General features: G+C 34.3%; 22 protein-coding genes. 6 read left to right on the plus strand and 16 right to left on the minus strand.

The genetic code is table 11. The features are described from left to right. Positions 1–110: 110 nt before the first annotated feature. The 11 genes from O5O44_RS02625 to O5O44_RS02675 form a co-directional block, all read right to left on the minus strand. Entirely contained in the window at positions 111–1,325 is a 1,215-nt protein-coding gene (locus O5O44_RS02625) for an aminotransferase class V-fold PLP-dependent enzyme (RefSeq protein WP_289196462.1), read from the minus strand. Between the two features lie 122 nt (positions 1,326–1,447). Continuing rightward, positions 1,448–2,761: a Fe-S cluster assembly protein SufD gene (sufD, locus tag O5O44_RS02630; protein ID WP_019385970.1), complete on the minus strand. Its 1,314-nt coding sequence runs from the start codon at positions 2,759–2,761 to the stop codon at positions 1,448–1,450. 93 nt (positions 2,762–2,854) lie between these two features. Continuing rightward, the gene (gene sufC, locus O5O44_RS02635; protein WP_019385971.1) at positions 2,855–3,607 is read right to left on the minus strand and encodes a Fe-S cluster assembly ATPase SufC; all 753 of its coding nucleotides are present in this window, start codon (positions 3,605–3,607) and stop codon (positions 2,855–2,857) included. Between the two features lies 1 nt (position 3,608). Next, on the minus strand, positions 3,609–4,025 hold the full coding sequence (locus O5O44_RS02640) for a hypothetical protein (RefSeq protein WP_019385972.1): 417 nt from the start codon (positions 4,023–4,025) through the stop codon (positions 3,609–3,611). Positions 4,026–4,041: 16 nt separating this feature from the next. Continuing rightward, the gene (gene sufB, locus O5O44_RS02645; protein ID WP_026009873.1) at positions 4,042–5,490 is read right to left on the minus strand and encodes a Fe-S cluster assembly protein SufB; all 1,449 of its coding nucleotides are present in this window, start codon (positions 5,488–5,490) and stop codon (positions 4,042–4,044) included. Between the two features lie 13 nt (positions 5,491–5,503). Beyond that, positions 5,504–5,833, minus strand: coding sequence for a HesB/IscA family protein (locus O5O44_RS02650; protein WP_019385974.1), 330 nt, complete (start codon positions 5,831–5,833; stop codon positions 5,504–5,506). 205 nt (positions 5,834–6,038) lie between these two features. After that, a complete protein-coding gene (locus tag O5O44_RS02655; RefSeq protein WP_143148054.1) occupies positions 6,039–6,248 on the minus strand; it encodes a hypothetical protein in 210 nt (69 codons plus the stop codon). Positions 6,249–6,351: 103 nt separating this feature from the next. Further along, positions 6,352–7,398, minus strand: coding sequence for a cytochrome-c peroxidase (locus O5O44_RS02660; protein WP_289195625.1), 1,047 nt, complete (start codon positions 7,396–7,398; stop codon positions 6,352–6,354). Positions 7,399–7,410: 12 nt separating this feature from the next. Continuing rightward, positions 7,411–8,178 carry an MbnP family protein gene (locus O5O44_RS02665; protein WP_289195626.1) on the minus strand — a complete coding sequence of 256 codons (768 nt, stop codon included), beginning with the start codon at positions 8,176–8,178 and terminating at the stop codon, positions 7,411–7,413. Continuing rightward, complete coding sequence (locus O5O44_RS02670) at positions 8,175–9,530, minus strand: hypothetical protein (RefSeq protein ID WP_289195627.1); 1,356 nt, start codon at positions 9,528–9,530, stop codon at positions 8,175–8,177. Before O5O44_RS02670 ends, O5O44_RS02665 begins: the two co-directional genes overlap by 4 nt. A 12-nt stretch (positions 9,531–9,542) precedes the next feature. Beyond that, positions 9,543–11,030 carry a choice-of-anchor B family protein gene (locus tag O5O44_RS02675; RefSeq protein ID WP_289195628.1) on the minus strand — a complete coding sequence of 496 codons (1,488 nt, stop codon included), beginning with the start codon at positions 11,028–11,030 and terminating at the stop codon, positions 9,543–9,545. Positions 11,031–11,113: 83 nt separating this feature from the next. Between O5O44_RS02675 and thiL the strand changes: the two genes are divergently transcribed. Continuing rightward, positions 11,114–12,160 (plus strand): thiamine-phosphate kinase, encoded by a 1,047-nt coding sequence (gene thiL / locus O5O44_RS02680; RefSeq protein ID WP_289195629.1) that lies wholly within the window; start codon positions 11,114–11,116, stop codon positions 12,158–12,160. Here the strand turns inward: thiL and O5O44_RS02685 are convergent. The 4 genes from O5O44_RS02685 to O5O44_RS02700 form a co-directional block, all read right to left on the minus strand. Then, complete coding sequence (locus O5O44_RS02685; RefSeq protein ID WP_019385980.1) at positions 12,157–12,414, minus strand: DUF1660 family phage protein; 258 nt, start codon at positions 12,412–12,414, stop codon at positions 12,157–12,159. The genes thiL and O5O44_RS02685 overlap by 4 nt on opposite strands. 74 nt (positions 12,415–12,488) lie before the next feature. Next, positions 12,489–12,755: a DUF1660 family phage protein gene (locus tag O5O44_RS16325; protein ID WP_289195630.1), complete on the minus strand. Its 267-nt coding sequence runs from the start codon at positions 12,753–12,755 to the stop codon at positions 12,489–12,491. A gap of 60 nt (positions 12,756–12,815) precedes the next feature. Further along, on the minus strand, positions 12,816–13,592 hold the full coding sequence (locus O5O44_RS02695; RefSeq protein WP_289195631.1) for an alpha/beta fold hydrolase: 777 nt from the start codon (positions 13,590–13,592) through the stop codon (positions 12,816–12,818). Between the two features lie 44 nt (positions 13,593–13,636). Next, on the minus strand, positions 13,637–14,293 hold the full coding sequence (locus O5O44_RS02700) for a hypothetical protein (protein WP_019385984.1): 657 nt from the start codon (positions 14,291–14,293) through the stop codon (positions 13,637–13,639). A 163-nt stretch (positions 14,294–14,456) separates the two neighbouring features. On the opposite strand from O5O44_RS02700, the gene O5O44_RS02705 reads away from it, so the two are divergent. Next, positions 14,457–15,779, plus strand: a complete 1,323-nt coding sequence (locus O5O44_RS02705) for an aspartate kinase (RefSeq protein ID WP_289195632.1) — start codon at positions 14,457–14,459, stop codon at positions 15,777–15,779. 60 nt (positions 15,780–15,839) lie between these two features. Here O5O44_RS02705 and O5O44_RS02710 read toward each other — a convergent pair whose 3' ends face one another. Next, entirely contained in the window at positions 15,840–17,132 is a 1,293-nt protein-coding gene (locus O5O44_RS02710; RefSeq protein ID WP_289195633.1) for an aminopeptidase P family protein, read from the minus strand. A 110-nt stretch (positions 17,133–17,242) separates the two neighbouring features. On the opposite strand from O5O44_RS02710, the gene O5O44_RS02715 reads away from it, so the two are divergent. From O5O44_RS02715 to O5O44_RS02730, 4 genes are all read left to right on the plus strand, one after another. Next, a complete protein-coding gene (locus O5O44_RS02715) occupies positions 17,243–19,072 on the plus strand; it encodes a T9SS type A sorting domain-containing protein (protein WP_289195634.1) in 1,830 nt (609 codons plus the stop codon). A 252-nt stretch (positions 19,073–19,324) separates the two neighbouring features. Then, complete coding sequence (locus tag O5O44_RS02720) at positions 19,325–21,145, plus strand: T9SS type A sorting domain-containing protein (protein ID WP_289195635.1); 1,821 nt, start codon at positions 19,325–19,327, stop codon at positions 21,143–21,145. Positions 21,146–21,311: 166 nt separating this feature from the next. Beyond that, the gene (locus O5O44_RS02725) at positions 21,312–21,989 is read left to right on the plus strand and encodes a succinate dehydrogenase cytochrome b subunit (RefSeq protein ID WP_289195636.1); all 678 of its coding nucleotides are present in this window, start codon (positions 21,312–21,314) and stop codon (positions 21,987–21,989) included. 11 nt (positions 21,990–22,000) lie between these two features. Next, the gene (locus tag O5O44_RS02730) at positions 22,001–23,998 is read left to right on the plus strand and encodes a fumarate reductase/succinate dehydrogenase flavoprotein subunit (protein WP_019385990.1); all 1,998 of its coding nucleotides are present in this window, start codon (positions 22,001–22,003) and stop codon (positions 23,996–23,998) included. Positions 23,999–24,001: the final 3 nt, after the last annotated feature.

The following is a 24,001-nucleotide window of genomic DNA, read 5'->3' on the forward strand; positions in this document are numbered from 1 at the left end:
GACAAAAAACTTGTTAATTATTCGACAAAATGCATCATCGTGTTATATAATTAACAAAATGAACTATTCAAATTTATTGAAATGACATTAAAAAAGATAGGACAGATAATTTAAGAAAGCATCATTTTAGCTTTCTTAACACCTTCAACTAAGGCATCAATTTCTGCTTTTGTATTGTAAAATGAAAATGAAGCCCGAATTGTTCCTGGAATTTTATAGAAATCCATAATAGGTTGTGCACAATGGTGACCTGTTCTTACGGCAATTCCGAGTTTGTCCAGAATAGTCCCTACATCGTATGGATGAATACCTTCTAGATTAAATGAGATAACGGACGTTTTATGTTTTGATGTGCCGTAGATTTTTAAACCTTCAATAGCTAAAAGTTGCGCAGTGCCATATTCTAGTAACTCGTTTTCATAAGCTGCAATAGCATCGAAACCAATAGCATTCATATAATCTAAAGCGGCTCCAAAGGCAATGCCTCCACAGATGTTAGGCGTGCCTGCTTCAAATTTATGTGGTAAATCGGCGTAAGTTGTTTTCTCGAAGGTAACTTCGGCAATCATTTCGCCACCTCCTTGGTATGGCGGTAATTTTTTAAGCCATGATTCTTTTCCATAAAGCATGCCTACACCAGTTGGTCCACATACTTTGTGTGCTGAGGTTACGTAGAAATCGGCGTCTAAGGCTTGCACATCGGGTTTTATATGCGGACAAGATTGTGCGCCATCAATTAATACAGCCGCACCTACTTTATGCGCTTCGTCAATAATGTGTTCAATAGGATTTACTGTTCCTAACGCGTTTGAAACGTGGTTTACAAAAACAAGCTTGGTGTTTTTTGAAAGTAAGTTGTTGTAAGCTTCAATTTCCAATTCCCCTTCAAGGTTCATAGGAATAACTTTTAAAGTAGCACCTGTACGCTCGCATAACATTTGCCAAGGGACAATATTACTGTGATGTTCTAGCGCTGAAACGATTATCTCGTCTCCTTTTTTTAATAACGATGTGAATCCGTTTGCTACTAAATTAATACTATGTGTTGTACCCGAAGTAAAAATAATTTCGTGTAAAAACTTAGCATTAAAATGGGTTTGTATTTTTTTACGTGATTGCTCGTATAAATCTGTTGCTTCTTGACTTAAGGTGTGCACACCTCGATGTATGTTGGCATTGTAATTTGAATAGTAATCTACAATAACATCAATAACTAGTTTTGGGGTTTGCGATGTTGCAGCATTATCAAAATACACCAATGGTTTGCCATTTACTTTTCGAGAAAGAATGGGAAAATCTTTTCTTATGTCTTCTACATTAAACATGGCTGATAGGTCTAGCCCCGATAGAAACGGCATCCTTTTTTTATGTTTGACGCTTGAACTGCGCTTAGGGTGACATAAAAAAAGATACAGTGGATAGCGGGATTAAGCTTCAAATAAATTAATTATAAATCGAACCCAATATTTACGCCTAATTTTTTAGCGATAATTTTGGTGATACGTTGTTTTATTTCTGGAATTTTAACAGACTCTAATACATTATTACTAAAGGCAAACATTAAAAGTGCTTTGGCTTCTTTTTCTGGAATACCGCGCGAACGCATGTAAAACATAGCACTTTCGTCTAATTGCCCGATGGTACATCCGTGAGAACATTTTACATCGTCTGCAAAAATTTCGAGTTGTGGTTTAGTGTTTATAGAGGCTTTATCGCTTATTAAAATGTTGTTGTTTGCTTGAAATGCATTAGTTTTTTGGGCTTCTTTTTCAACAACAACTTTACCGTTAAAAACGCCTGTTGAATTATCGTCAAAAATACCTTTGTAATCTTGATGGCTTTCGCAATTTGGCTCGATATGATGTACCAAAGTATTGTGGTCTACATGCTGTTTATCGCCAATAATGGTGATGCCTTTTAGCGTAGAATCAATACGTTCGCCTTCTTGATAAAAGTTTAGATTGTTACGCGTTAATTTCCCACCAAATGAAAAAGTATGCACCGATGCAATACTTTCTCTCCTTTGTTTGATAAATGTATTATCTATTAAAGAGGCTTTTTTACTATCGTTTTGAATCTTGTAATAATCTACAATAGCACGTTTGTTTGTAAAAATCTCGGTAACGCTATTGGTTAAAACAGGATTGTCTGTTAAACTTTGATGGCGCTCGATAATTTGCACATGCGAATTCTCTTCAACTACTATTAAATTACGTGGCTGTAACATGGTAGCCGACTCGTTTCCTGTTGAAAAGTGTAGAATTTGAATTGGTTTTTCTACAATTTTGTTTTTAGGAATATGAATGTAGGCACCTTCGTTTGAAAATGCTGTATTTAATGAAGTTAAACTGTCTTTTTCGGCTATTTTATTGAAATAATTTTTAATAACCAATTGGTATTTTGGTTTATTTAAAGCAGACGACATGAGGCAAACATCTAAACCATCGTGCGTGGTTTGCGATAAATGCGATGAATATTTACCGTCGATAAAAATGATTTTATAAGAATCGATATCGTGGATGAAATAGGGCTTAATATCCTTATAGTCTAGTGTGTTTTCTTGTTTAGGGAATACGCTGTAATCTTCTTTTAAAATTGCATTTAATGAGGTGTATTTCCAAGCTTCTTCCTTTTTAGAAGGAAAGCCTTTTTCTTCAAACACTTTTATAGCTTCAGATCGAACATCATGCACGTAGGCATCAACATCCACACGATTTTCGAATGCTAGAAATGATGATACTAATTTTTCTTTTAAATCCATTCTTTTGAGTTGAAATGTTTAAAAGTTAGAAAGTAAAAAGTTAATTTGAAGCAACTTTAAAACTTTATAACTTTTTACTTTTTAACTGATTTTTTACGCGTTTATTTCTTCTTTAATCCAGTCGTATCCTTTTTCCTCAAGTTCGTGCGCTAATTCTTTACCACCAGATTTTACAATGCGTCCGTTGTATAAAACATGTACAAAGTCTGGAATGATGTAATCTAATAAGCGTTGGTAATGTGTAATAACAACTACAGCATTATCTTTACTTTTTAGTTTGTTTACACCGTTAGCCACAATACGAAGCGCATCGATATCTAAACCAGAATCTGTTTCGTCAAGAATAGCTAGTTTAGGTTCAAGCATTGCCATTTGGAAAATCTCATTTCGCTTTTTCTCTCCTCCTGAAAACCCTTCGTTTAAAGAACGCGATAAAAATTTTCTATCAATTTCTAATAGCTCTGATTTCTCACGGATTAATTTCAACATGTCTTTAGCAGGCATATCTTCTAACCCTTTTGCTTTTCGAGTTTCGTTGATAGCAGTTTTCATGAAGTTGGTTACTGAAACACCAGGAATTTCAATAGGATATTGGAAGGATAAAAACACGCCTTTATGTGCACGTTCTTCAGCAGCTAATTCTTCAATATCTTCGCCTTCAAACGTGATACTTCCTTTGGTGACCTCGTAATCTTCTCTTCCTGCAATAACTGCCGCTAGTGTACTTTTACCAGAACCGTTTGGCCCCATAATGGCATGCACTTCACCAGGTTTCACTTCAAGGTTTACACCTCTTAAAATGCTTTTATCTTCAACACTTGCGTGTAAGTTTTCTATTTTTAACATACTATTCACTTCCTAATTTAATAACATTATTTTCTTCTGTTGAAGCCGGTGAAACATCTAATATTTCTAATATTTCCACCTTGTTTTCCCAGAGAATTTTTTCGTCTTTTTGATTTGTAACTTTACCTCGTATTTCAACATTAACCATATCGGTTGGTGCAGATTTATATTCTTCAACTTGTTTTTGAAGTTCCTCCAATTTGTCGGTGATTAAAACGCCATAAATCTCAGATTTTGTTTGTAAAACTGCAGCACCATCATAATACACAAAAGAACCTTTTAAATGCATTAATCCGTTACTTGGTTTTGTATTTTCTTCTGTTGAAGAATTAAGGGTTTCTTGTGTTTCAGATTTAGAATCGTTTTTACAGCTTACAAATACTGAAACGCTTAAAAGTAGAATGATTAATTTTTTCATTTTGAATTCTAATATATTATCCGACACTTCCTTCTAAACTTATTTCTAATAATTTTTGAGCTTCTACAGCAAATTCCATTGGGAGTTTATTTAAAACATCTTTACTGAAACCATTAACAATTAAGGCAATTGCTTTTTCAGTATCAATACCACGTTGATTACAATAAAAAATTTGGTCTTCACCAATTTTACTTGTAGTCGCTTCGTGTTCTATTTTTGCTGTTTTATTTTTAGCTTCTATGTATGGAAAAGTATGTGCTCCGCAGGCATTACCCATAAGTAAACTATCGCATTGCGAGAAGTTACGGGCGTTATCTGCTCTGGAGTTTATTTGCACCAATCCGCGGTAAGAATTCTGTGATTTTCCAGCTGAAATACCTTTAGATATGATTGTAGACTTTGTGTTTTTACCCAAATGAATCATTTTGGTTCCAGTATCGGCTTGCTGATAATTGTTAGTAACCGCAATAGAATAAAATTCACCTACTGAATTATCACCTTTCAAAATACAAGATGGGTACTTCCAAGTTACAGCGCTTCCAGTTTCTACCTGCGTCCATGAAATTTTAGCATTTTTCTCGCAAATTCCGCGTTTTGTTACAAAGTTGTATACACCACCTTTACCTTCAGCATTTCCAGGATACCAGTTTTGTACGGTTGAGTATTTTATTTCGGCATCATCTAAAGCAATTAATTCTACAACCGCAGCATGTAATTGGTTTTCATCACGACTTGGAGCTGTACAGCCTTCCAAATAACTTACGTAACTGCCTTCATCAGCAATAACAAGTGTTCTTTCAAACTGACCGGTGCCAGCTTGATTAATTCTAAAGTAGGTTGATAATTCCATAGGACAATGCACGCCTTTTGGAATGTAACAGAAACTACCATCACTAAAAACTGCAGAGTTTAAAGCTGCGTAGAAGTTGTCTTTTTGCGGAACCACAGTTCCTAAATATTTTTTCACAAGTTCTGGATGCTCTTTAATGGCTTCAGAAATACTCATAAAAATAATACCTTTTTCTCCTAGAGTTTTCTTGAAAGTTGTAGCTACAGAAACAGAATCTACAACCACATCCATGGCGACACCAGCTAATTTTTTCTGTTCATCTAGGGAAATACCTAATTTCTCGAAAGTTGCTAACAATTCTGGATCAACTTCGTCAATACTATCGTATTTTGGCTTGCTATTAGGTGCAGAATAATACGATATGGCTTGAAAATCTGGCTTTTTATATTTTACGTTTGCCCATTCTGGTTCGGTCATTTCTTGCCAAACTCTAAAGGCTTCCAATCTCCAATCGGTCATCCATTGTGGCTCTTCTTTCTTTTTAGAAATTGCGCGCACAATATCTTCATTTAAGCCATTAGGAAATGTGTCTGATTCAATATCTGTGTAAAAACCGTATTCGTATTCTTTGGTTTTTAATTCTTCGCGTAAATCATCTTCGGTATACTTCGACATAATACTTTCTTTTTTATAATGAAAATGATTCGCCACAACCGCAAGTACGGTTGGCATTAGGATTGTTAAACACAAAGCCTGTGCCGTTTAATCCTCCTGAATATTCTAAAGTTGTGCCAATTAGGTATAGAAAACTTTTTTTATCCACTATGATTTTAACGCCATTGTCTTCAAATACTTTATCACCATCTTGTTGTTCTTTATCAAATTTTAAATCATAAGATAAACCAGAACAACCGCCACTTTTTACACCTACTCGAACATAATCAGTAGTTGCATTGTAGCCATCATCAGTCATAAGCTCTATCACCTTCTTTTTAGCTGTTTCAGAGACTTTTATCATATTTCTTTTTTTATTAAATTTAGTTTGAATTAATAATTTTTATTAAGACAGTTTCTAAATAGAGCACAAATATACAATATAAGTCAGTGAAATTCGAATAACCTAACATTATATTAATATATCGCTTTATAGGTTTTTCTTATTTAATTAATAAGTATTTAATTAAGGAAAGAAATCTTTTGGTAAGTTGAATGTTTCGAAGGGTTTAGGCGGTTCTTCTCTTGTAAGGAAACGAAGTAGATTTTTTATTTTCTTTTTGAGAAATAGGAGTTATAGAGCCGTCATTTTCAAACTTAAAATAGCCTTTGCAGCACTTGCATATCAGTTCTGGAGTATTCGCGTTTGCTTGTTTCAAACGAAAATAATTATGTCCGTAGGCCGAACAGAACATGTTAGATGTTATGTGTTTGCTCATTAATTGACTCTTAACTCGGGAACAATTTATACAAAATCAAATAAAAAACTGTTTAAAAACGTATTTTTTCGATGAAATACATTCAATTATGTAGTATTATTCTTTAATTATTTACAAATTCAGTATCAGAAAGGGATAGAAGGAAGGCTTTTAAATCTGCTTTATCTTCTGTAGTAAGTTGAACACCGCCTTGATTTACTTTTTTCATTAGCGGATCTATTGTTGAAGAATTTTTCAGACCCTCACTGTAATGATTTATCACATCGTCTAAAGTTGCAAATCGTCCATCATGCATATATGGTGCGGTAAAGGCTAAGTTTCGTAATGAAGGTGATTTAAATTTGCCGTTATCAGCAGGGTCTCCTGTTACTGCTCCTAAGCCTAAATCTGTAAACGTATGGTCTAAACCGTTGTTGTGAAATGCATTATCTGTCCATAGTGGGTTTTTATCACTGCCATGGCAATGAAAACAATCGCCTCTGGCTTCATCCATAAAAATATTAAAACCATTCAATTCTTCAGAAGTTAAATTGGTTTGACCCAAAAGATATTGATCGAATTTTGAATTTGCAGAAATTAAGGTGCGTTCAAATTGGGCTATGGCTTTCGTTACTAAATTCGAATCTATTTTAGTGGTTCCAAAAGCATCTTCAAATAAGCTAGGATATTCATTATGTTGTTGAAGTTTTAATTCAACATCAATCCACGTACTATTCATTTCAATTGGGTCTGCAACTGGCACCAGCGCTTGATGTTCTAAACTAAAGGTGTTTCCATCCCAAAAAAACTTTTCGTCATAATTCCACGCCAAGTTAAAAAGTGGCATGGTATTGCGGTTGCCGAATTCACCATTTATGCCATCGCTGAACTTTCGCGTATCGCTAAATGCATTTTCAGGGGCATGACAATCGGCACAAGATTGGGTATTATCGCCAGATAGTATAGGGTCGAAGAATAATTTTTTGCCCAATGCAACGCCCTCAACAGTCATTGGATTATCTAATGGAATTACGGGGGCTAATATATTGTCTTGAAATAGTTTTGGAATTTCAAGTTGATAAGGTGTGGCTACATATTGGTCTACAGACTCGTTTTCGCATGAAAAACAAGCCAACAGAATTAATATGATATGTAGTTTCCATAGCCTCAAAACAATGTGGTTTTAATTAATAGACTTTAAACTAAACACGCTCAAACCGTTTTCATACATCAAAATTTGAGCATCGGCATTTGGCATAAGCATTTGGTTTAATTCATTTAAATTCCAGGTGTTTGGGTTTTTGAACCATTCGGCAATATTCATTTCAATATTAAAGGTAGTATTGTTGGTTATCGTAACCGCTCCTAAATCAACTGCGAAAAACGTATCCTGTGGGAATGTTGGATTATCTCCTGGGTTTTCGGCAGCTCGAATGGCATGATAATTAAAACCTTGTTCTTGATTTGAAGTATTTATAAACTTGCCTTCGAATTGCATGTAATGATAACCGCCTCCTAATGCTGCTGGCACATTCCATGAGGCTGAATTTAAATCTTGATAATTACCAGCATTATCTTCATTATTAAAGCCAAATGTAAACGAAACTTTGGAATAAGATCCCAATTCAATAGGTGTTGGTGATGTAAAAGTTAAATTTTGATTGTTAGTTACATCTACCAGATTATAGCCTTGTAATTCTATTTTATTTCCGTCCGGTTTATAGAATGTAACTTTTGAAATAAGATAGCGAAGTCTTTCAATACTCAATTGAGTTCCAAATGCATTCGTGAATTTAATGGTATTAAAATCTGCGTTTGACACTAAGTTTCCGTCCCAATGATGACTAAAACTTAAGGTAATAGTGGCTTGAGATATCTTGTCATCCTGATCTTCACTACACGATAAAAATGTTAAACAAGAAATTAAAAAAACGAATACTAATTTTTTCATTCTTCTATTTTTATAATCAGTAAGTCTGAAAACCCTTTGTTTTCTTCAATATCAAAATTAGAACTGTTAGAGTCTCCAACAGCAATGATGCTTTGGTTGTCGAGTTCAACAGCATCATAAGTAAAATCAATTTCTGACCCACCTACAGATTTTTGCCAAAATAATTTTCCGTTGGTATCCACTTTTATGACCCAGGCATCGTTCTGCCCATTATTATTGGTCAAGTCTCCATCCAGACTTCTTGAACTTCCAGAAATAATAAAATGATCATCTTGAGTTTTTGATATAGATCTAGCCACATCGAAACTACTTCCGCCAAAGGTTTTTTCCCAAATGAGGTCACCGATAGGAGAAATTTTTATGGCCCACAAATCTGCAGCACCAGCATTTATTGAAACGTCTAAATCGTTACTTCTAGTATCGCCAACAATAATGAAATTTCCATCGTTTGTATTAACAATGCTTCGCGCTTCTTCAGATTGAGAGCCTCCAAAATTCTTATCCCAAAGTAGGTCTCCGGTATCTGAAATTTTCAATACCCAAAAATCGTAGGTGCCTTTGTTATTGCTGATATCGACGTCTCCACTGTCAGAAGACCCTATAATTATATACCCACTATCACTGGTTTGAATAGCATCATACGGGGTGTCTGTAAAGGTGCCACCAAAGTATCTGCTCCATTGTAAATCGCCAGAAGCGTTTATTTTAATTACCCAATAATCACCACCAGCATGCCTTTTATAAAATGAAGATTTACTATTTCCTTCACCATTTGAGGCAGAAACATCGAGAACACCAGTAAGCAGAAAACCGCCATCATGACTTTGAATTATGGATAGTCCAATATCTGCTCCTAGATACCCAAATGATTTTTGCCAAAGTAAGTTTCCGCTAGCATCTATCCTTGAAACCCAAAAATCTTGAGCGCCATTATTTTCGGTAATATCGCCGTCCAAACTTTTACTAAAACCAATAATGGCGTAACCACCATCTGAAGTTTGTATAATATCGTTTCCTCTATCATCATCACTTCCACCATAGGTTTTTTGCCATTGCAACGCATCGTTTTGGTCGAATTTTAGAACCCAATAATCAAAAGAAGTATTGGTTTTATTGTTCAAATCTCCATCCATACTTTGCGCATAACCTAAAATAGCATAGCCACCATCTCGAGTGTTTATAACCGCTTGACCGCTTTCATTTTGAGTGCCACCAACAGTTTTGACAAAATCTATTTCGACAGATTTTGGGATGTTATTTTGATTATCGTCTTTTTTTGAACAGTTTAAAAAGAAGAAGCATAACGAAACAACTTTTAGGGCGAATATGTGTTTCTTTAAATAGATATACATTTTGGGACGGCGTTAATCACTCTTTCTTATGATGAATAAGCCTCGATCGATATCGCTAATAATAATGTTCCCGCTTGAGAAATACGGATAAACATTCCAAGCCCCATTAAACTCGGTAGCATTATTAGTCGGGTAGGTGTCGAAGTATCCAATTTCTGTGAATGAACTATTGCCTATTTGAGAAATATCTAGCATACGTACACCTGCTCTATAACTCGCATAGAAATAGGTGTTATTTTTAACATATCCGTTGTGGTCTATAGCTTCGGTTGGACCGAGGTAATCAAAATGAAAAACTGGATTATCTAAATCTGTAAAATCAAAAACGATGGTTCGTGTGTTGGTGCCAACTCTAATTTCATCTAATTCATCTCCAAGAATAAAGTATTTCATATCTTCTGTAAACCAACCTTGATGGGCATACCATACGTTATTATAACTTATAGTTGATATAATTTGTGGGTTTGCTTTATCTGAGACATCTGCAATAACCACTTCGTTTTCATTGCTTCCAATTAAAATTTCCTTGCCTGTGTAATCTGCATCAGGGCCATTATAGGTTGCCACTTGTGCGTCATGCGAATAGCCACCTTCTTTAAAACCACCTTCTGCTACTGGAGCTTTTGGGTTTGAAATATTAATGAAGATTGGGCCACCAAGGTAAGTGGAGCTTCTATTAGCGCCAACTATATACGCATAACCACTATCTTCGTTAATGACGATGTTATGTGCTTTTCCGAATTCAGTAAAATGTGTGTCAACTGTAAAAGTTTCAGGTGGGTTTGCTACATTTCTTAATCTTGTTAAATCGAAAACTTGCAACCCGTGATCGTCATTACAAGTAGGGTCGCCAAAACTACAATCTGCTACAATAAATGCATGATCTTTGTATACTTTTACATCTCGCCAAGGGCTAGTTGTAGTTGCAGTAGGTAAATTTCCTAAATATACAGGCTGGTAAGGGTTACTAATATCAATAAACACTGTGTTATGGCTTGTTGCCATTAGCGCATACTCTTTTCCTGTAGTTTGGTCTGTCCATCCCCAACAATCATTTCCGGCTGATGCTCCAAAAGTTGATAATGGTATGTTTGCAATTAAATCATAGCCATTGCATGGGTAAATATCTGCAAATCCGTTTTCACATTTTGCTACAGGCGTATTGGGATCTACATAATCATCATCACATAAATTACCAATACCATCATTATCATCATCATCTTGATCTGGATTTGCTACCAACGGGCAATTGTCATCTACATCTAAAACACCGTCATCATCATCGTCATTATCATCGCATGTATTTCCAACGCCATTGTCATCGTCATCTTCTTGATTAGGGTTGGAAATTAACGGGCAATTGTCTATGCTATCTTCAATGCCATCATTGTCTGTATCAACAATAGTGGGTAGTTCTACGGGTTCGTCGTCGCAAGATTGAACAATAAAAAACAGAAAGCAAATGAAGCAGATGCTATAAATAGGGCGTAAAATTTTCATAGTAAATTTTGAAATTATAACTAAATAGATTTAGTTTTAGTATAAAGATAGTAAAAACAAAAATAGCTTCTTATTTTTGCCAAATGATAGAAGATAAAAATCAACAGAGAACAAAGTTAAGTGATTTAGGCGAATTTGGATTAATTGATCATTTAACTAAAAATTTTAAAGTGAAACAGAAGTCGACTGTAAAAAGTATTGGCGACGATGCTGCGGTTTTAAATTTTGAAAACAAAAAGATTGTAGTAACAACCGATTTGTTGGTAGAAGGTGTGCATTTTGATTTGAGTTATATGCCCTTGAAGCATTTAGGATATAAAGCGGTAATTGTAAATCTGTCTGATGTTTATGCAATGAATGCTAAAGCAACACAAATTACAGTTTCTATTGCGGTTTCAAATAGGTTTCCATTGGAAGCGTTGGAAGATTTATATGCTGGTATTGAGACTGCTGCAAATATTTATGATATTGATGTTGTTGGAGGTGATACCACATCTTCTACCAAAGGTTTATTGATTTCAGTTACGGCAATTGGTGAGGTTGAAACCGATGATGTCGTTTACAGAAGTGGAGCCAAGCCAAACGATTTGCTAGTAGTAACCGGTGATTTGGGTGCAGCATATATGGGGCTTCAAATATTAGAACGCGAAAAAGAAGTTTATAAAGTAAATCCGAATAATCAACCAGACTTAGAGCCTTATAGTTATATTATTGAGAGGCAGTTAAAACCAGAAGCAAGAAAAGATATTATAAAGTTGTTTAAAGATTTAGAAGTTAAACCTTCATCTATGATTGATGTCAGTGATGGTTTGTCTTCTGAAATAATACATATATGTAAACAGAGTAAAGTGGGTTGCGATTTATATGAAGAAAAAATACCGTTAGATCCTCAAGTAATTTCTACTTGTGAGGAGTTTAATATAGACAGTACAACTGTGGCATTAAATGGGGGTGAGGACTATGAATTGCTTTTTACTATTTCGCAAGATGATTATCCAAAAATAAAAGCAAATCCTAATTTATCTGTTATTGGCTATGTTAAAGAAGAAAAGGAGGGCGTACATTTAGTAACACGTGCAGATACACGCATTCCGATAAAGGCACAAGGTTGGAAAAATTTTAACGATTAAGCAATAAGTAACCTTGGTTCTTTAGGCGTGTTTTTATTTTGCTTTTTACTTATTCTAAGAATGCGTTTGTGGTGAATGCGTTCTAAAACGTCGTTAATTTCTTTAAATTTTGGAGTCAATTCTACTAAGTTACCGTTGCTACTAGTAGTTAGTTCCTTTTTACAGTTTTTACAAGTGTATTCTTTTACATGATATGTAACATTTCGAGTTACTTTGTAATCATGTCCAAACACCATACAATGAATGTTTTTCATGTGCTAATCATATTAATTTGTTTTAGAGAGAAAGCTAAAAGTATTAAAAACCAACTTATTATGTTCATAAGTAGTTAATAAATCGACGAAACGAAAGATTTTTTCTTTAAACGATCAGTTTTCGTAGTATGTATCCGCTCTAAAATGCTATTTATTTCTTTAAACATGGGCGTAAGCTTTGTAAGTTTACCATTGCTATTGGTTGTTACCTCTTTTTTACAATGCTTACAATTGTATTCTTTTACATGATTAGTCACCTTTCTAGTAATCTGATAATTATGCCCAAAAAAACGGCAATAAATGCTCGGAATAAATTTTGGATTGTTAGTAGGTTTTTTCATGTTACTCTAAATTCGGTGCATAAATTTAAAAATAAAATTGGATATTTCGACAAAAAGTAATTATTTTTCGATGAAATGCACGATATGACGTAAGAATTCATCTTTATTTTCAATATGACTCATGTGTCCGTCTGGAAATTCTACCCATTCAACATCTAAGGCTTTTGTTTGATCTTTTAAACTTTTGTAATCTAAAACAGGATCTTTTTTTCCAACAATTAGCATTTTTTTACAAGGTAGTTTTCGTAAAAGTTCAGTACGGTTTTTTCGAATTTTCATACCCTCAAGTGCAGCTACAATACCTTGCAAGGGCGTTAGTTGCGCTTCTTGAATAACACCTTTTATTTTCTCAGCATATATAGTTCTGTTCTTTGGCCTGAACAAGTTGGTAATTGCTATTCTAATAAAAGTTTTATGATTTTGTTTTACGGCCAAAATAGCTCGGTCTCTGTTTGCTTTTTTTTCTAAAGTATCATCTTCTGCGGTAGAATTCATTAAACATAATCCATTTATTGCATCTGGGTATTGTTCCGCGAAAGCGAGCGTAACATAGCCACCCATGGAATGACCAATAAAAGTTGAATGTTTGATTTTCAGATGTTCGAGAACAGCATTAACAACTTCGGCCATGAGTTCCATAGTATGCACATAACCCAAACAGCCAGTTTTACCGTGACCCAATAAATCAATACAAATAACTCGGTTTGTTTTTGAAAGGGGTTTTATGAACGGTTCCCACATGGATGCGTTTTCCAAAAAACCATGAAGTAATACTATAACGTTTCCACTACCATGGTCTGTGTAAAAAACGCTAATACCTTTGTGGGTTAAATACATGTTCATTTTATCTTTGGCAAAGATAAATTATGCATTTAAATAAACTAAGATTTAACCTTTTTAATGGCAGTAAAAGCTTTATCGACAAATTCATCTTCAACTAAAATGGTAAACTCGTTGGTGGTTGATAATACTTCATACAAGACGATGCCTTCCCAAGCTAATCGTTTAAAGAAGTGATAATATAATCCTGCTATTTTAGAGTTGTCTTGCGGAAGATTAATGCTAATTGCAGATAAATTTTCTTGTACGGCAATGAAAGTTTCGTTTTTTAGATGCTGTTTTACAAAATCGTTCAAACTATTAGAAACTACAATGTTACTCTCGTGAATTCCTCGTGTAAAAGCATAAAAAAGTTTATCTTCTTTATTTATGCGTTCTAAAATTTTAGCGTGATTATCAATTAATGTTGCAGAGTTTTTTACAGTAAAATCGGTAAGATTAGAGCGCACGGTGATGTCTCCAAGATTTTGTATAACACGCTTCATCTTAATTGAGTTCCCTAAAGTTGCGGGAGGGTTATAGCGCCTCAAGGCCATCATTATAGCTCCTGGTTTGACCTCCTTCTTCAGCATATCGCTAATGGGCTCTACAAGTTCTATGGCGAGTGCACTAAAATTAATAATATTTCTAGATAAGGCTTCTTCTAGATAAGGTTGCGAGATTAAAATGTCTTCTACACAATTGGAAACAGTTTTCATGTGCCTGATTATTAAGTGTTAACTATTTAACAATTTGTGTAAAAATAACTCTTTTTTTTAAAAAACATCGTTGTTAACTAAATGAGTTATAGTTTTGTAGCAGAAAATAAACAAAATAGAACGCATTTTTTAATAAAAGCGAACGAAATAAATAGGTTTTTAAATGAAAGTATTAAAGTTTGGTGGTACATCTGTTGGGTCTGTTGAAAGCATGTTTAATGTTAAACAAATCATTAACGACCAGCAGAAAAAAATAGTGGTGCTTTCAGCCATGTCTGGAACTACAAATCAATTGGTTGCCATAGCTCAAGATATTAAATCTGGTCAGCCTAATGCTACCATTGATAAAATTAACGTGCTGCATGAAAAATATTTTGTTACCATTGATAATTTATTATCTGATCATGCTTTAAATACCAGCGTTAAAAGTTATGTATCTGGTGTTTTTGAATTATTGGTTAATAGCACTAATGAGGCATATACTGAAACTCTAGAAAATAGAATTTTAGCGCAAGGAGAATTGCTTTCAACTTATATGTTTAATAGTTATTTAAAGCAAGAAGGTATAAAATCTGCATTACTGCCCGCTCTAGATTTTATGCGTATTGATGGTTTTAAAGAACCAGATTTAGACTATATAAAATCAAATTTTAAAACTGTTATTGAAAACGCTGAAGATTCAGAAATTTATATCACACAAGGTTTTATTTGTTTAGATGATGAAGGAAATATTTCAAACCTTCAACGCGGTGGAAGCGATTATACAGCAACTATTATTGGTGCTGCAATTAAAGCTGAAGAGGTTCAAATTTGGACAGATATTGATGGAATGCATAATAATGATCCAAGATATGTTGAAAACACAAGTGCTATTTCAAACCTGTCTTTTGAAGAAGCTGCGGAGTTAGCATATTTTGGCGCCAAAATATTACACCCACAAACGGTTACTCCTGTAAGAGCAGATAATATACCTGTGCGTTTAAAAAACACCATGAATCCGGAGGCTTACGGTACATTAATTTCAAACGAAACGTCAACTAACGGGGTTAAGGCTATTGCTGCAAAAGATAATATTACCGCTATAAAAATTAAATCGGCGCGCATGTTGCAAGCCCATGGTTTCTTAAGAAAAGTATTCGAAATTTTTGAAATTTATAAAACCTCTATCGATATGATTACCACATCGGAGGTTGCAGTTTCTTTGACTATAGATGATGACAGAAATCTAGATAAAATTTTAGTTGAACTTGAAAAAATAGCAACAATTGAGGTAGACAAAAACCAAAGTATTGTTTGTCTTGTAGGTCATTCGGTTGTTAACCATCAGGATACTTACAAATTGTTCCAGATTTTACAAGATGTTAAAATCAGGATGATTTCTTATGGAGGAAGTAATAATAACATTTCTTTATTAATCGACACAAAGCATAAAATTAATACGCTACAAAAACTAAACAATTATTTATTTGAATTAGTCACTCTGTAAATTATAATATTAGTGTTTATAGCAAGAAGGGGTTTTTTTAAAAAACCCCTTCTACTTTTTTTAAGTATTCATAATTGATTCAATCTCGTCTATTTCAATGGGGATGTTCTTCATTAAATTAATTGGTTCTCCTGATTTTTGGATTACAACATCATCTTCTAGCCTTATACCAAAGCCTTCATCAGGAATATAAATACCAGGCTCCACGGTAAACACCATATTAGCTTGCATAGGCTCGGTTAAAATACCATAGTCATGGGTGTCTAAACCCATATGATGACTCGTGCCATGCATAAAATACTTTTTGTAAGCAGGCCATTCTTTATCTTCATTTTGAACATCAGCTTTGTCTAAAAGTTTTAAATTGAGTAATTCCGAAGTCATTAGTTTTCCAACTTCCACATGATATTGAGCCCAATCGGTTCCTGAAACAAGCATTTTTGTAGCTTCGTTTTTTACTTTTAATACGGCATTGTATACTGCTTTTTGTCTTTCAGAAAAACGGCCAGATACAGGAATAGTACGAGTCATATCGCTAGAATAATTTGCATATTCTGCACCAACGTCTAATAAAATTAAATCTCCACTTTGGCATTGCTGATTGTTTTCAACATAATGTAAAACGTTGGCATTATTACCTGAGGCCACAATAGGGGTGTATGCAAATTTTTTCGATCGGTTTCTTAAAAATTCATGTATAAATTCAGCTTCAATTTCATATTCCCAAACTCCTGGTTTTACAAACTCTAGAATTCGTCTAAAGCCTTTTTCTGTTATATCGCATGCTTTTTGTATAAGGTCAATTTCAATGGGTTCTTTTACTGATCTTAATCGTTGTAAAATAGGATTACTTTTTGCAACAGCATGCGCAGGATATTTATTTTTAAGCCATTTTGTAAATCGGTCTTCACGTGTTTCAGTTTCAACATTGGCACGATAATGTTCATTAGTGTTTATATAAACGGTATCGCATTGGGTCATGATTTCGAACATAATTTTTTCCAAGTCCTGCAACCAATAAACAGTTTTAATCCCACTAGTTTCAAACGCTTTTTCCTTCGTTAATTTTTCGCCTTCCCATACAGCAATATGGTCGTTTGTTTCTTTTAAAAACAAAATCTCTCTGTGCTTTTCTTTCGGGCAATCTGGAAAAAGTACTAAAATACTTTCTTCTTGGTCTACGCCACTCAGGTAAAATATATCTCTATGTTGTTCGAAAGGCATAGTACTATCAGCGCTTATTGGATAAATGTCGTTCGAGTTAAAAACAGCTAAACTATGAGGTTTCATTTTAGTTGTGAATTTTGCTCGATTGGTTTCGAAAAGCGATTTATTTATTTGTTGATATTTCATATGTATTCTATATTAGGAATTTTAAATGTAATAAAACTTAATAAATCTTAAATGATATTTTCCTATATTTGATAAACCCCTCTTCTTTTTTTATTTCAATTTATAAAACTATGTATGTAAAATTACCAATAAAATTCACACTTGTAGTATTAACACTTTTCTCTTGTTTTTTTACTGTAGCTGCTCAAGTTTCTTTGAGAGAAATATCGTTAAAAGAACAGGTTGAAAATTCTAGTTTAGTTATCGAGGGAAAAGTTATTTCTCAAAGGACTTTTTGGGATGCAGACCATAAATTAATTTATACAGCGAATACGGTTGAAGTGTACAAAGTATTCAAAGGCGAAACTATCGAAACTGTTGAAGTTTTAACACAAGGTGGTACTGTAGGTTTAGAAGCTATTTTAGTGTCGCATGCTTTAAAACTAAGAATTGGAAATGTAGGTGTTTTTAATTTATATGATAGTAATGTGAATGTAGGATTAAACAATAAAACACAACTTAATCAATACAAAACATATAGCTCAGTTCAAGGCTTTTACAAATACGATTTACAATCTGATAAGGCTATAAATACCTTTAGTCAAAGAAAAGGAATTCAACAATCTTTTTACAAAGAAATACAAAGGATTACCAATAAAAATTATATAACATTGACTCCGTTTGATGTGGCTTTAGAACAAAAAAGTCTTAACCAAAAAAATAGTTTATTACCTCCTGCTGATATATCATTTACGCCAACAACGATTACGGCTGGGACACAATCGGTATTAACGATTAATGGTAACGGATTTGGCGCTACCCAAGGCAAAGTTGGGTTTAGAGATGCAGATGATGGTGGTGCAACTTTTTTAGATGCTTTAGATAATGATATATTAACTTGGACAGATACCCAAATAACCGTACAAGTTCCAAGTTTTGCTGGAACTGGTGCCATTCGAGTTACAGATGCGGCTAGTGCTAGTAGCACATCCGCCACCACGCTAACAGTGAGTTATGCGCTTCTAAACGGTATTGGTGATATAGGTTCTGGCGATGAATCCAATAGAACACAACATTATGGTGATAATGACGATTTACCCGATGGGTTTACCGGTGGATATACTTGGGAAATGTTTACCGATTTCTTTGACGATACAGAATTGCCTGGTGCAAAAGATGCATTTATGAGAGCCTTTAACAATTGGCGATGTGAAACAAAAGTAAATTGGGAGGTTAGCGCCTCTGCAACTGTTGTTGATGATATTTCTACTATTACAAATGTCATTAGATTTGATAATGATGCAGAATTAGAAGCTGGTGTTTTAGGCACTTGTTATTCAGGTTTGAGTGGTCGTGTATGTACTGGTGAAATTGTATGGTATGTTACAGATTTAGATATTGTTTTTGATAGTGGAACCAGTTGGTATTTTGGTGCAAGTGGCGAAGTTTTCGATTCTGGAGAGTATGATTTTGAAACCGTAGCATTGCATGAATTAGGACATGGCCATCAATTAGGGCATGTTATAAATACAAGCAACGTTATGCATTATTCAATTCCTAATAACTCGTCTAATATTGTTTTGGATACCAATAGTATTGCAGCTGGGAATGAGGTGCATTCTCAAAGTTCAACAAATAAGATTTGTGGCTTACCAGATCGTCCACTTATGACAGATTATGCAGGATCGTGTAACTTAAGTGTTGAAGAAAATAGTAAAAAAACGAGCATTACATTATATCCAAACCCAGCTAAACAAGAGTTTTTTATAGAAAATTCGTCCTCCTCAAAAATTGAGCGGGTTGCTATTTTCGATGTAAGTGGCAGATTAGTAAAAGATATTGATGTTTCAGACGCTTCAAAAACTAAAAGAATTAACATGATTGATGCCTCCAAGGGTGTGTACTTTGTTATAATTCATGGTGATAATGCTTTTCTAACCAAAAAACTGGTCTTAGAATAGTATAAAAATAAACTTGCAATGGAGGCTTTCAAATATATTTTTGAAAGCCTCTTTTTTTTTGTCCTAATTCTTAAAGTAGGATTAAACACGTTAATTTTTCACCATTTGTACTAAAAGTAATTCATTAAAAAGCACTTCATCGATTTTAACATTTACAGATAGTCTAGACCCAATTTCTGCCCGTAAATAAATTTCATATCAACTACCCCCTTGTTGCTATTATTTATTCACTAATTAAAAAAAAATTAAAAAATGAGAAAAAGAAACCTACTTAACCTACTATGTGTTTTATTAACTTCAAAAGCCATGTTTGCTCAAATAATGCTCAAAGAAGTATCCTTAGAAAAACAAATTGAAAAATCATCTTTAGTCATTGAGGGTAAGGTGCTCTCAAAACAATCGAGTTGGGATACAAATCATGAAAACATATTTACAATTAATACTATTGAAGTTTATAAAGTTTTTAAAGGAGAAGCTTTTAGTACTATTGAACTTATTACTGCTGGAGGTGTTGTAGGCTACGATGCGCAAATTGTAAATCCTAGTTTAAAATTAAAAGCAGGTGATGTTGGTGTTTTTACTTTATATGAAAATGATTCGGATATGGCATCTAAAACCTTAACAACTAATAAAAAATATAAGCCATTTGGGTCTTTACAAGGGTTTTACAAGTATAGTATTGAAAATGATATAGTCACGAATTCCTTTAATTCTAAAAAGGGAATTGTAAGTAACTTTTATCAGGAAATTAAAAATTTCACGAATACTGATTATGTCGAATTGGCAAGCTTCGAAGCACAAAATACATTAGAAAAAAATGCTACTAGTACGCAACTAGCCATTGTAAGCTTTTCACCTACTGAAACATCAGCAGGAACTCAATCGGTTTTAACTATTACAGGCACAAACTTTGGAACAACTAAAGGTACCGTGAGTTTTTATAATGCCGATAATGCCGGAGCAAGTTTTGTTAATGCTTTAGAAACGCAGATTTTAACTTGGACAGATACTTTAATTACAGTTGAAGTGCCTTCTGAAGCCGGAACAGGAAAAGTAAAAGTTATTCATAATGATGGAACTGCTATGACCTCTAATAACAACTTAACAATTACTTATGCGCAAGCCAACATCATAACAGATCATTTAAATTCTGGTGTTTACGTGGCATACCCAACGCAATTGGTTAATGGTAATGGAAGCGGAGGTTATACCTGGCAAATGTCTTCTGAGTTTGCTCAAGTTCCTGAGGCCAAAGAAACATTCAAAAAAGCATTGGATACATGGAGATGCGAGACTGAAATAAACTGGTTGTTAAATGAAACAGATTTGGTTACTGAAGCAGGTGCACAACACAAGGCTGTTTTAGATGATAAAAACACCATTACCTTTGATAGTAGCACGAGTACAGTTCCTAACGAAGATTTGCCAGACACCGTTCTTGGGCTTAGAACTTCTTATTATTCGGCCTGCGATGTTGTGATTAATGGGGTGCCTTCTTTGGAATGGTATATAAGAGAATTCGATATCGTATTTGATGATGAAGCCGATTGGAATTTTTTAACAGAAACACCCGGAGCAACAGAATTTGATTTTGAAAGCGTTGCACTGCATGAGTTAGGGCATTGTCGTCAATTAGATCATATCATTAATACAAATAATGTCATGCATTATGCCATTGCAAGAGGCGAATCGTTACGGGCTTTAAGCAGTGATAATATTACGCTGGCTTCCATGATTCAAGATAGAAGCACGAGTGTTTCAGTTTGTGATGCACAATTAATGACCGATTATTCGGGAGGCTGTGCGCTAGGGGTGGAAGAAGATATTTTGAATGAAGGTATTAGTCTATATCCAAACCCTACTAAAGGCCCATTGTATATTAATACCGATGGTCGTGCTATGATTGAGGGCGCAAATTTGTATGATGTTAACGGTAGATTAATTTCAAGCTACCATTTAGAAGAATCATCAAAAAGAAACGAAATTGATTTAAGCAACATCGCCTATGGCGTATATTTTTTAAATATTTATTCAGATGCGGCTTTTATTACAAAAAAGATAGTTTTAGAATAGAATTTTAGGTTGTATTCAAGTAAAAAGGCACTCGTTAAATTGGGTGTCTTTTTGTGTTTTATAACGAGTTTTTTAAAACGATTCTAAATAGCAAAAACTATGCGCTCTTATTTGGCTAAAACATGTTCCTAACCTACATTTGTAATAAATAACTAACTTAACAAATATGGGCGGATTTTTTAAATCTTCAGTTGGGAGAAAAGTAGCTATGGCACTTTCGGCATTCTTCCTCATGTTTTTCTTACTACAGCATTTTGCAATTAACATTTTATCAGTTTTAAATCCTGATCTTTTCAACGAAGTTTCTCATTTTATGGGAACAAATCCGTTGATTCAATTTGCATTACAACCGGTTTTAATTTTTGGTGTTGTATTTCATTTTGTAATGGGCTTTGTGCTTGAAATTAAAAATAAAAAAGCTAGAAACGTAGCTTATGTAAAAAACAATGGAGCTGCAAATTCAACTTGGATGAGTAGAAACATGATTTATAGCGGTGTTGCAATACTGGCATTTATTGTGCTACACTTTATAGATTTTTGGTTTCCTGAAATCAATACAAAATTCATAAAAGGGGATTGGTCAGGAACAATTGAAGGAGTTGAAGGTTTTCGTTATTACGAAGAATTGACACATAAATTTGTAAGTCCAATTAGGGTAGGTGCTTATGTGCTAGCCTTTGTGTTTTTGGCATTGCACTTGCTACATGGGTTTACTTCTGCTTTCCAATCTATGGGAGCAACAGCAGGAAGAAAGAAAACACTTCAAAATATAGGAAAAGCCTATTCAATAATAATTCCTTTAGGATTTATTTTTATTGCACTTTATCATCATTTTAACCATTAATCTGAAATAGTATGGCTTTAGATTCAAAAGTACCAAAGGGTCCAATTCAAGATAAATGGACAGATTATAAAAATCACATTAACCTAGTAAATCCAGCTAACAAACGTCATATCGATATTATTGTTGTAGGAACTGGTTTAGCAGGAGGTTCTGCAGCTGCAACCTTAGCGGAATTAGGATATAATGTTAAAGCATTTGCTTATCAAGATTCTCCAAGAAGAGCACATTCAATTGCTGCTCAAGGTGGAATTAATGCTGCTAAGAACTATCAAGGTGATGGTGATTCAACATATAGATTATTTTATGATACAGTAAAAGGTGGCGATTATCGTTCTCGTGAAGCTAACGTTTATCGTTTAGCTGAAGTGTCTACCAATATTATCGACCAATGTGTGGCTCAAGGTGTTCCTTTTGCTAGAGATTACGGCGGATTATTAGATAACCGTTCGTTTGGTGGCGTTTTAGTATCAAGAACATTTTATGCAAAAGGCCAAACCGGCCAACAATTATTACTTGGTGCATATTCAGCAATGAATCGTCAAATAGCACGTGGAAAGATTGAAATGTTCAACCGTCATGAAATGCTAGACGTTGTTAAAGTTGATGGAAAAGCGAGAGGTATTATAGCTAGAAATTTAATAACTGGCGAAATTGAGCGCCATTCAGCACATGCCGTGGTAGTTGCAACAGGAGGTTATGGTAACGTATATTTCTTATCAACAAATGCTATGGGAAGTAATGTTACTGCAGCTTGGAAAATACATAAAAAAGGAGCGTATTTTGCGAATCCTTGTTACACTCAAATTCACCCGACATGTATTCCGCGTTCAGGAGATTATCAGTCTAAATTAACGTTGATGTCTGAATCATTGCGTAACGACGGACGTATTTGGGTACCTGCAAAGTTAGAAGATGCTAAAGCTATCAGAGAGGGCAAGAAAAAACCAACGGATTTATCTGAAGATGAAAGAGATTACTACTTAGAGCGTCGTTATCCAGCCTTTGGAAACTTGGTACCTCGTGATGTGGCTTCAAGAGCAGCAAAAGAACGTTGTGATGCTGGATTCGGTGTTAACGCAACTGGTGAAGCTGTTTATTTAGATTTCGCAGATGCTATCCAGCGTTACGGAATTGAGCAAGCTAAAATTCATAATATTTCAAATCCTTCAAAAGAAAAAATTTATGATTTAGGTAAAGCTATAGTTGAAGCTAAATACGGAAACCTATTTCAAATGTATGAGAAAATTGTAGATCAAAATCCATACAAAACACCAATGATGATTTACCCAGCGGTACATTATACTATGGGAGGTGTTTGGGTTGATTATAATTTAATGACTACTGTTCCAGGATTGTACTGTATTGGGGAAGCAAACTTCTCAGATCATGGTGCAAACAGATTAGGAGCGTCTGCTTTAATGCAAGGTTTAGCAGATGGTTATTTTGTTCTGCCTTATACCATTGGAGATTATTTAGCTGATGACATTCGTACAGGAAAAATATCTACTGATACTAAAGAGTTTGAAGAGGCTGAAAAAGAAGTAAAAGATAAAATAGACTTCTTTATCTCTAATAAAGGATCAAAATCGGTTGACTACTTTCACAAGAAACTAGGTAAGGTGATGTGGGATAAATGTGGTATGTCAAGAAACGAAAAAGGTTTAAAAGAAGCCATTAAAGAAATAAAAGAAATTCGTGAAGAATTCTGGAAAGATGTTAAGGTAACAGGTCATGCAAATGAAATGAATCCTGAATTAGAAAAAGCAGGACGCGTTGCAGATTTCTTAGAGTTAGGCGAACTGTTTGCTAAAGATGCGCTTGTTAGAGAAGAATCTGCCGGAGGACATTTTAGAGAAGAATACCAAACAGAAGAAGGTGAAGCAAAAAGAATGAAAGAATTTCAGTTTGTTTCTGCTTGGGAATATGTAGGTGAACCTAGTGAAGCTAAGCTTCACAAGGAAGAACTAGTTTATGAAAATATTGAAGTAAAAGAAAGAAGTTACAAATAAAAA

Source organism: Algibacter luteus (assembly GCF_030344935.1).
Lineage (GTDB): Bacteria > Bacteroidota > Bacteroidia > Flavobacteriales > Flavobacteriaceae > Arenitalea > Arenitalea lutea.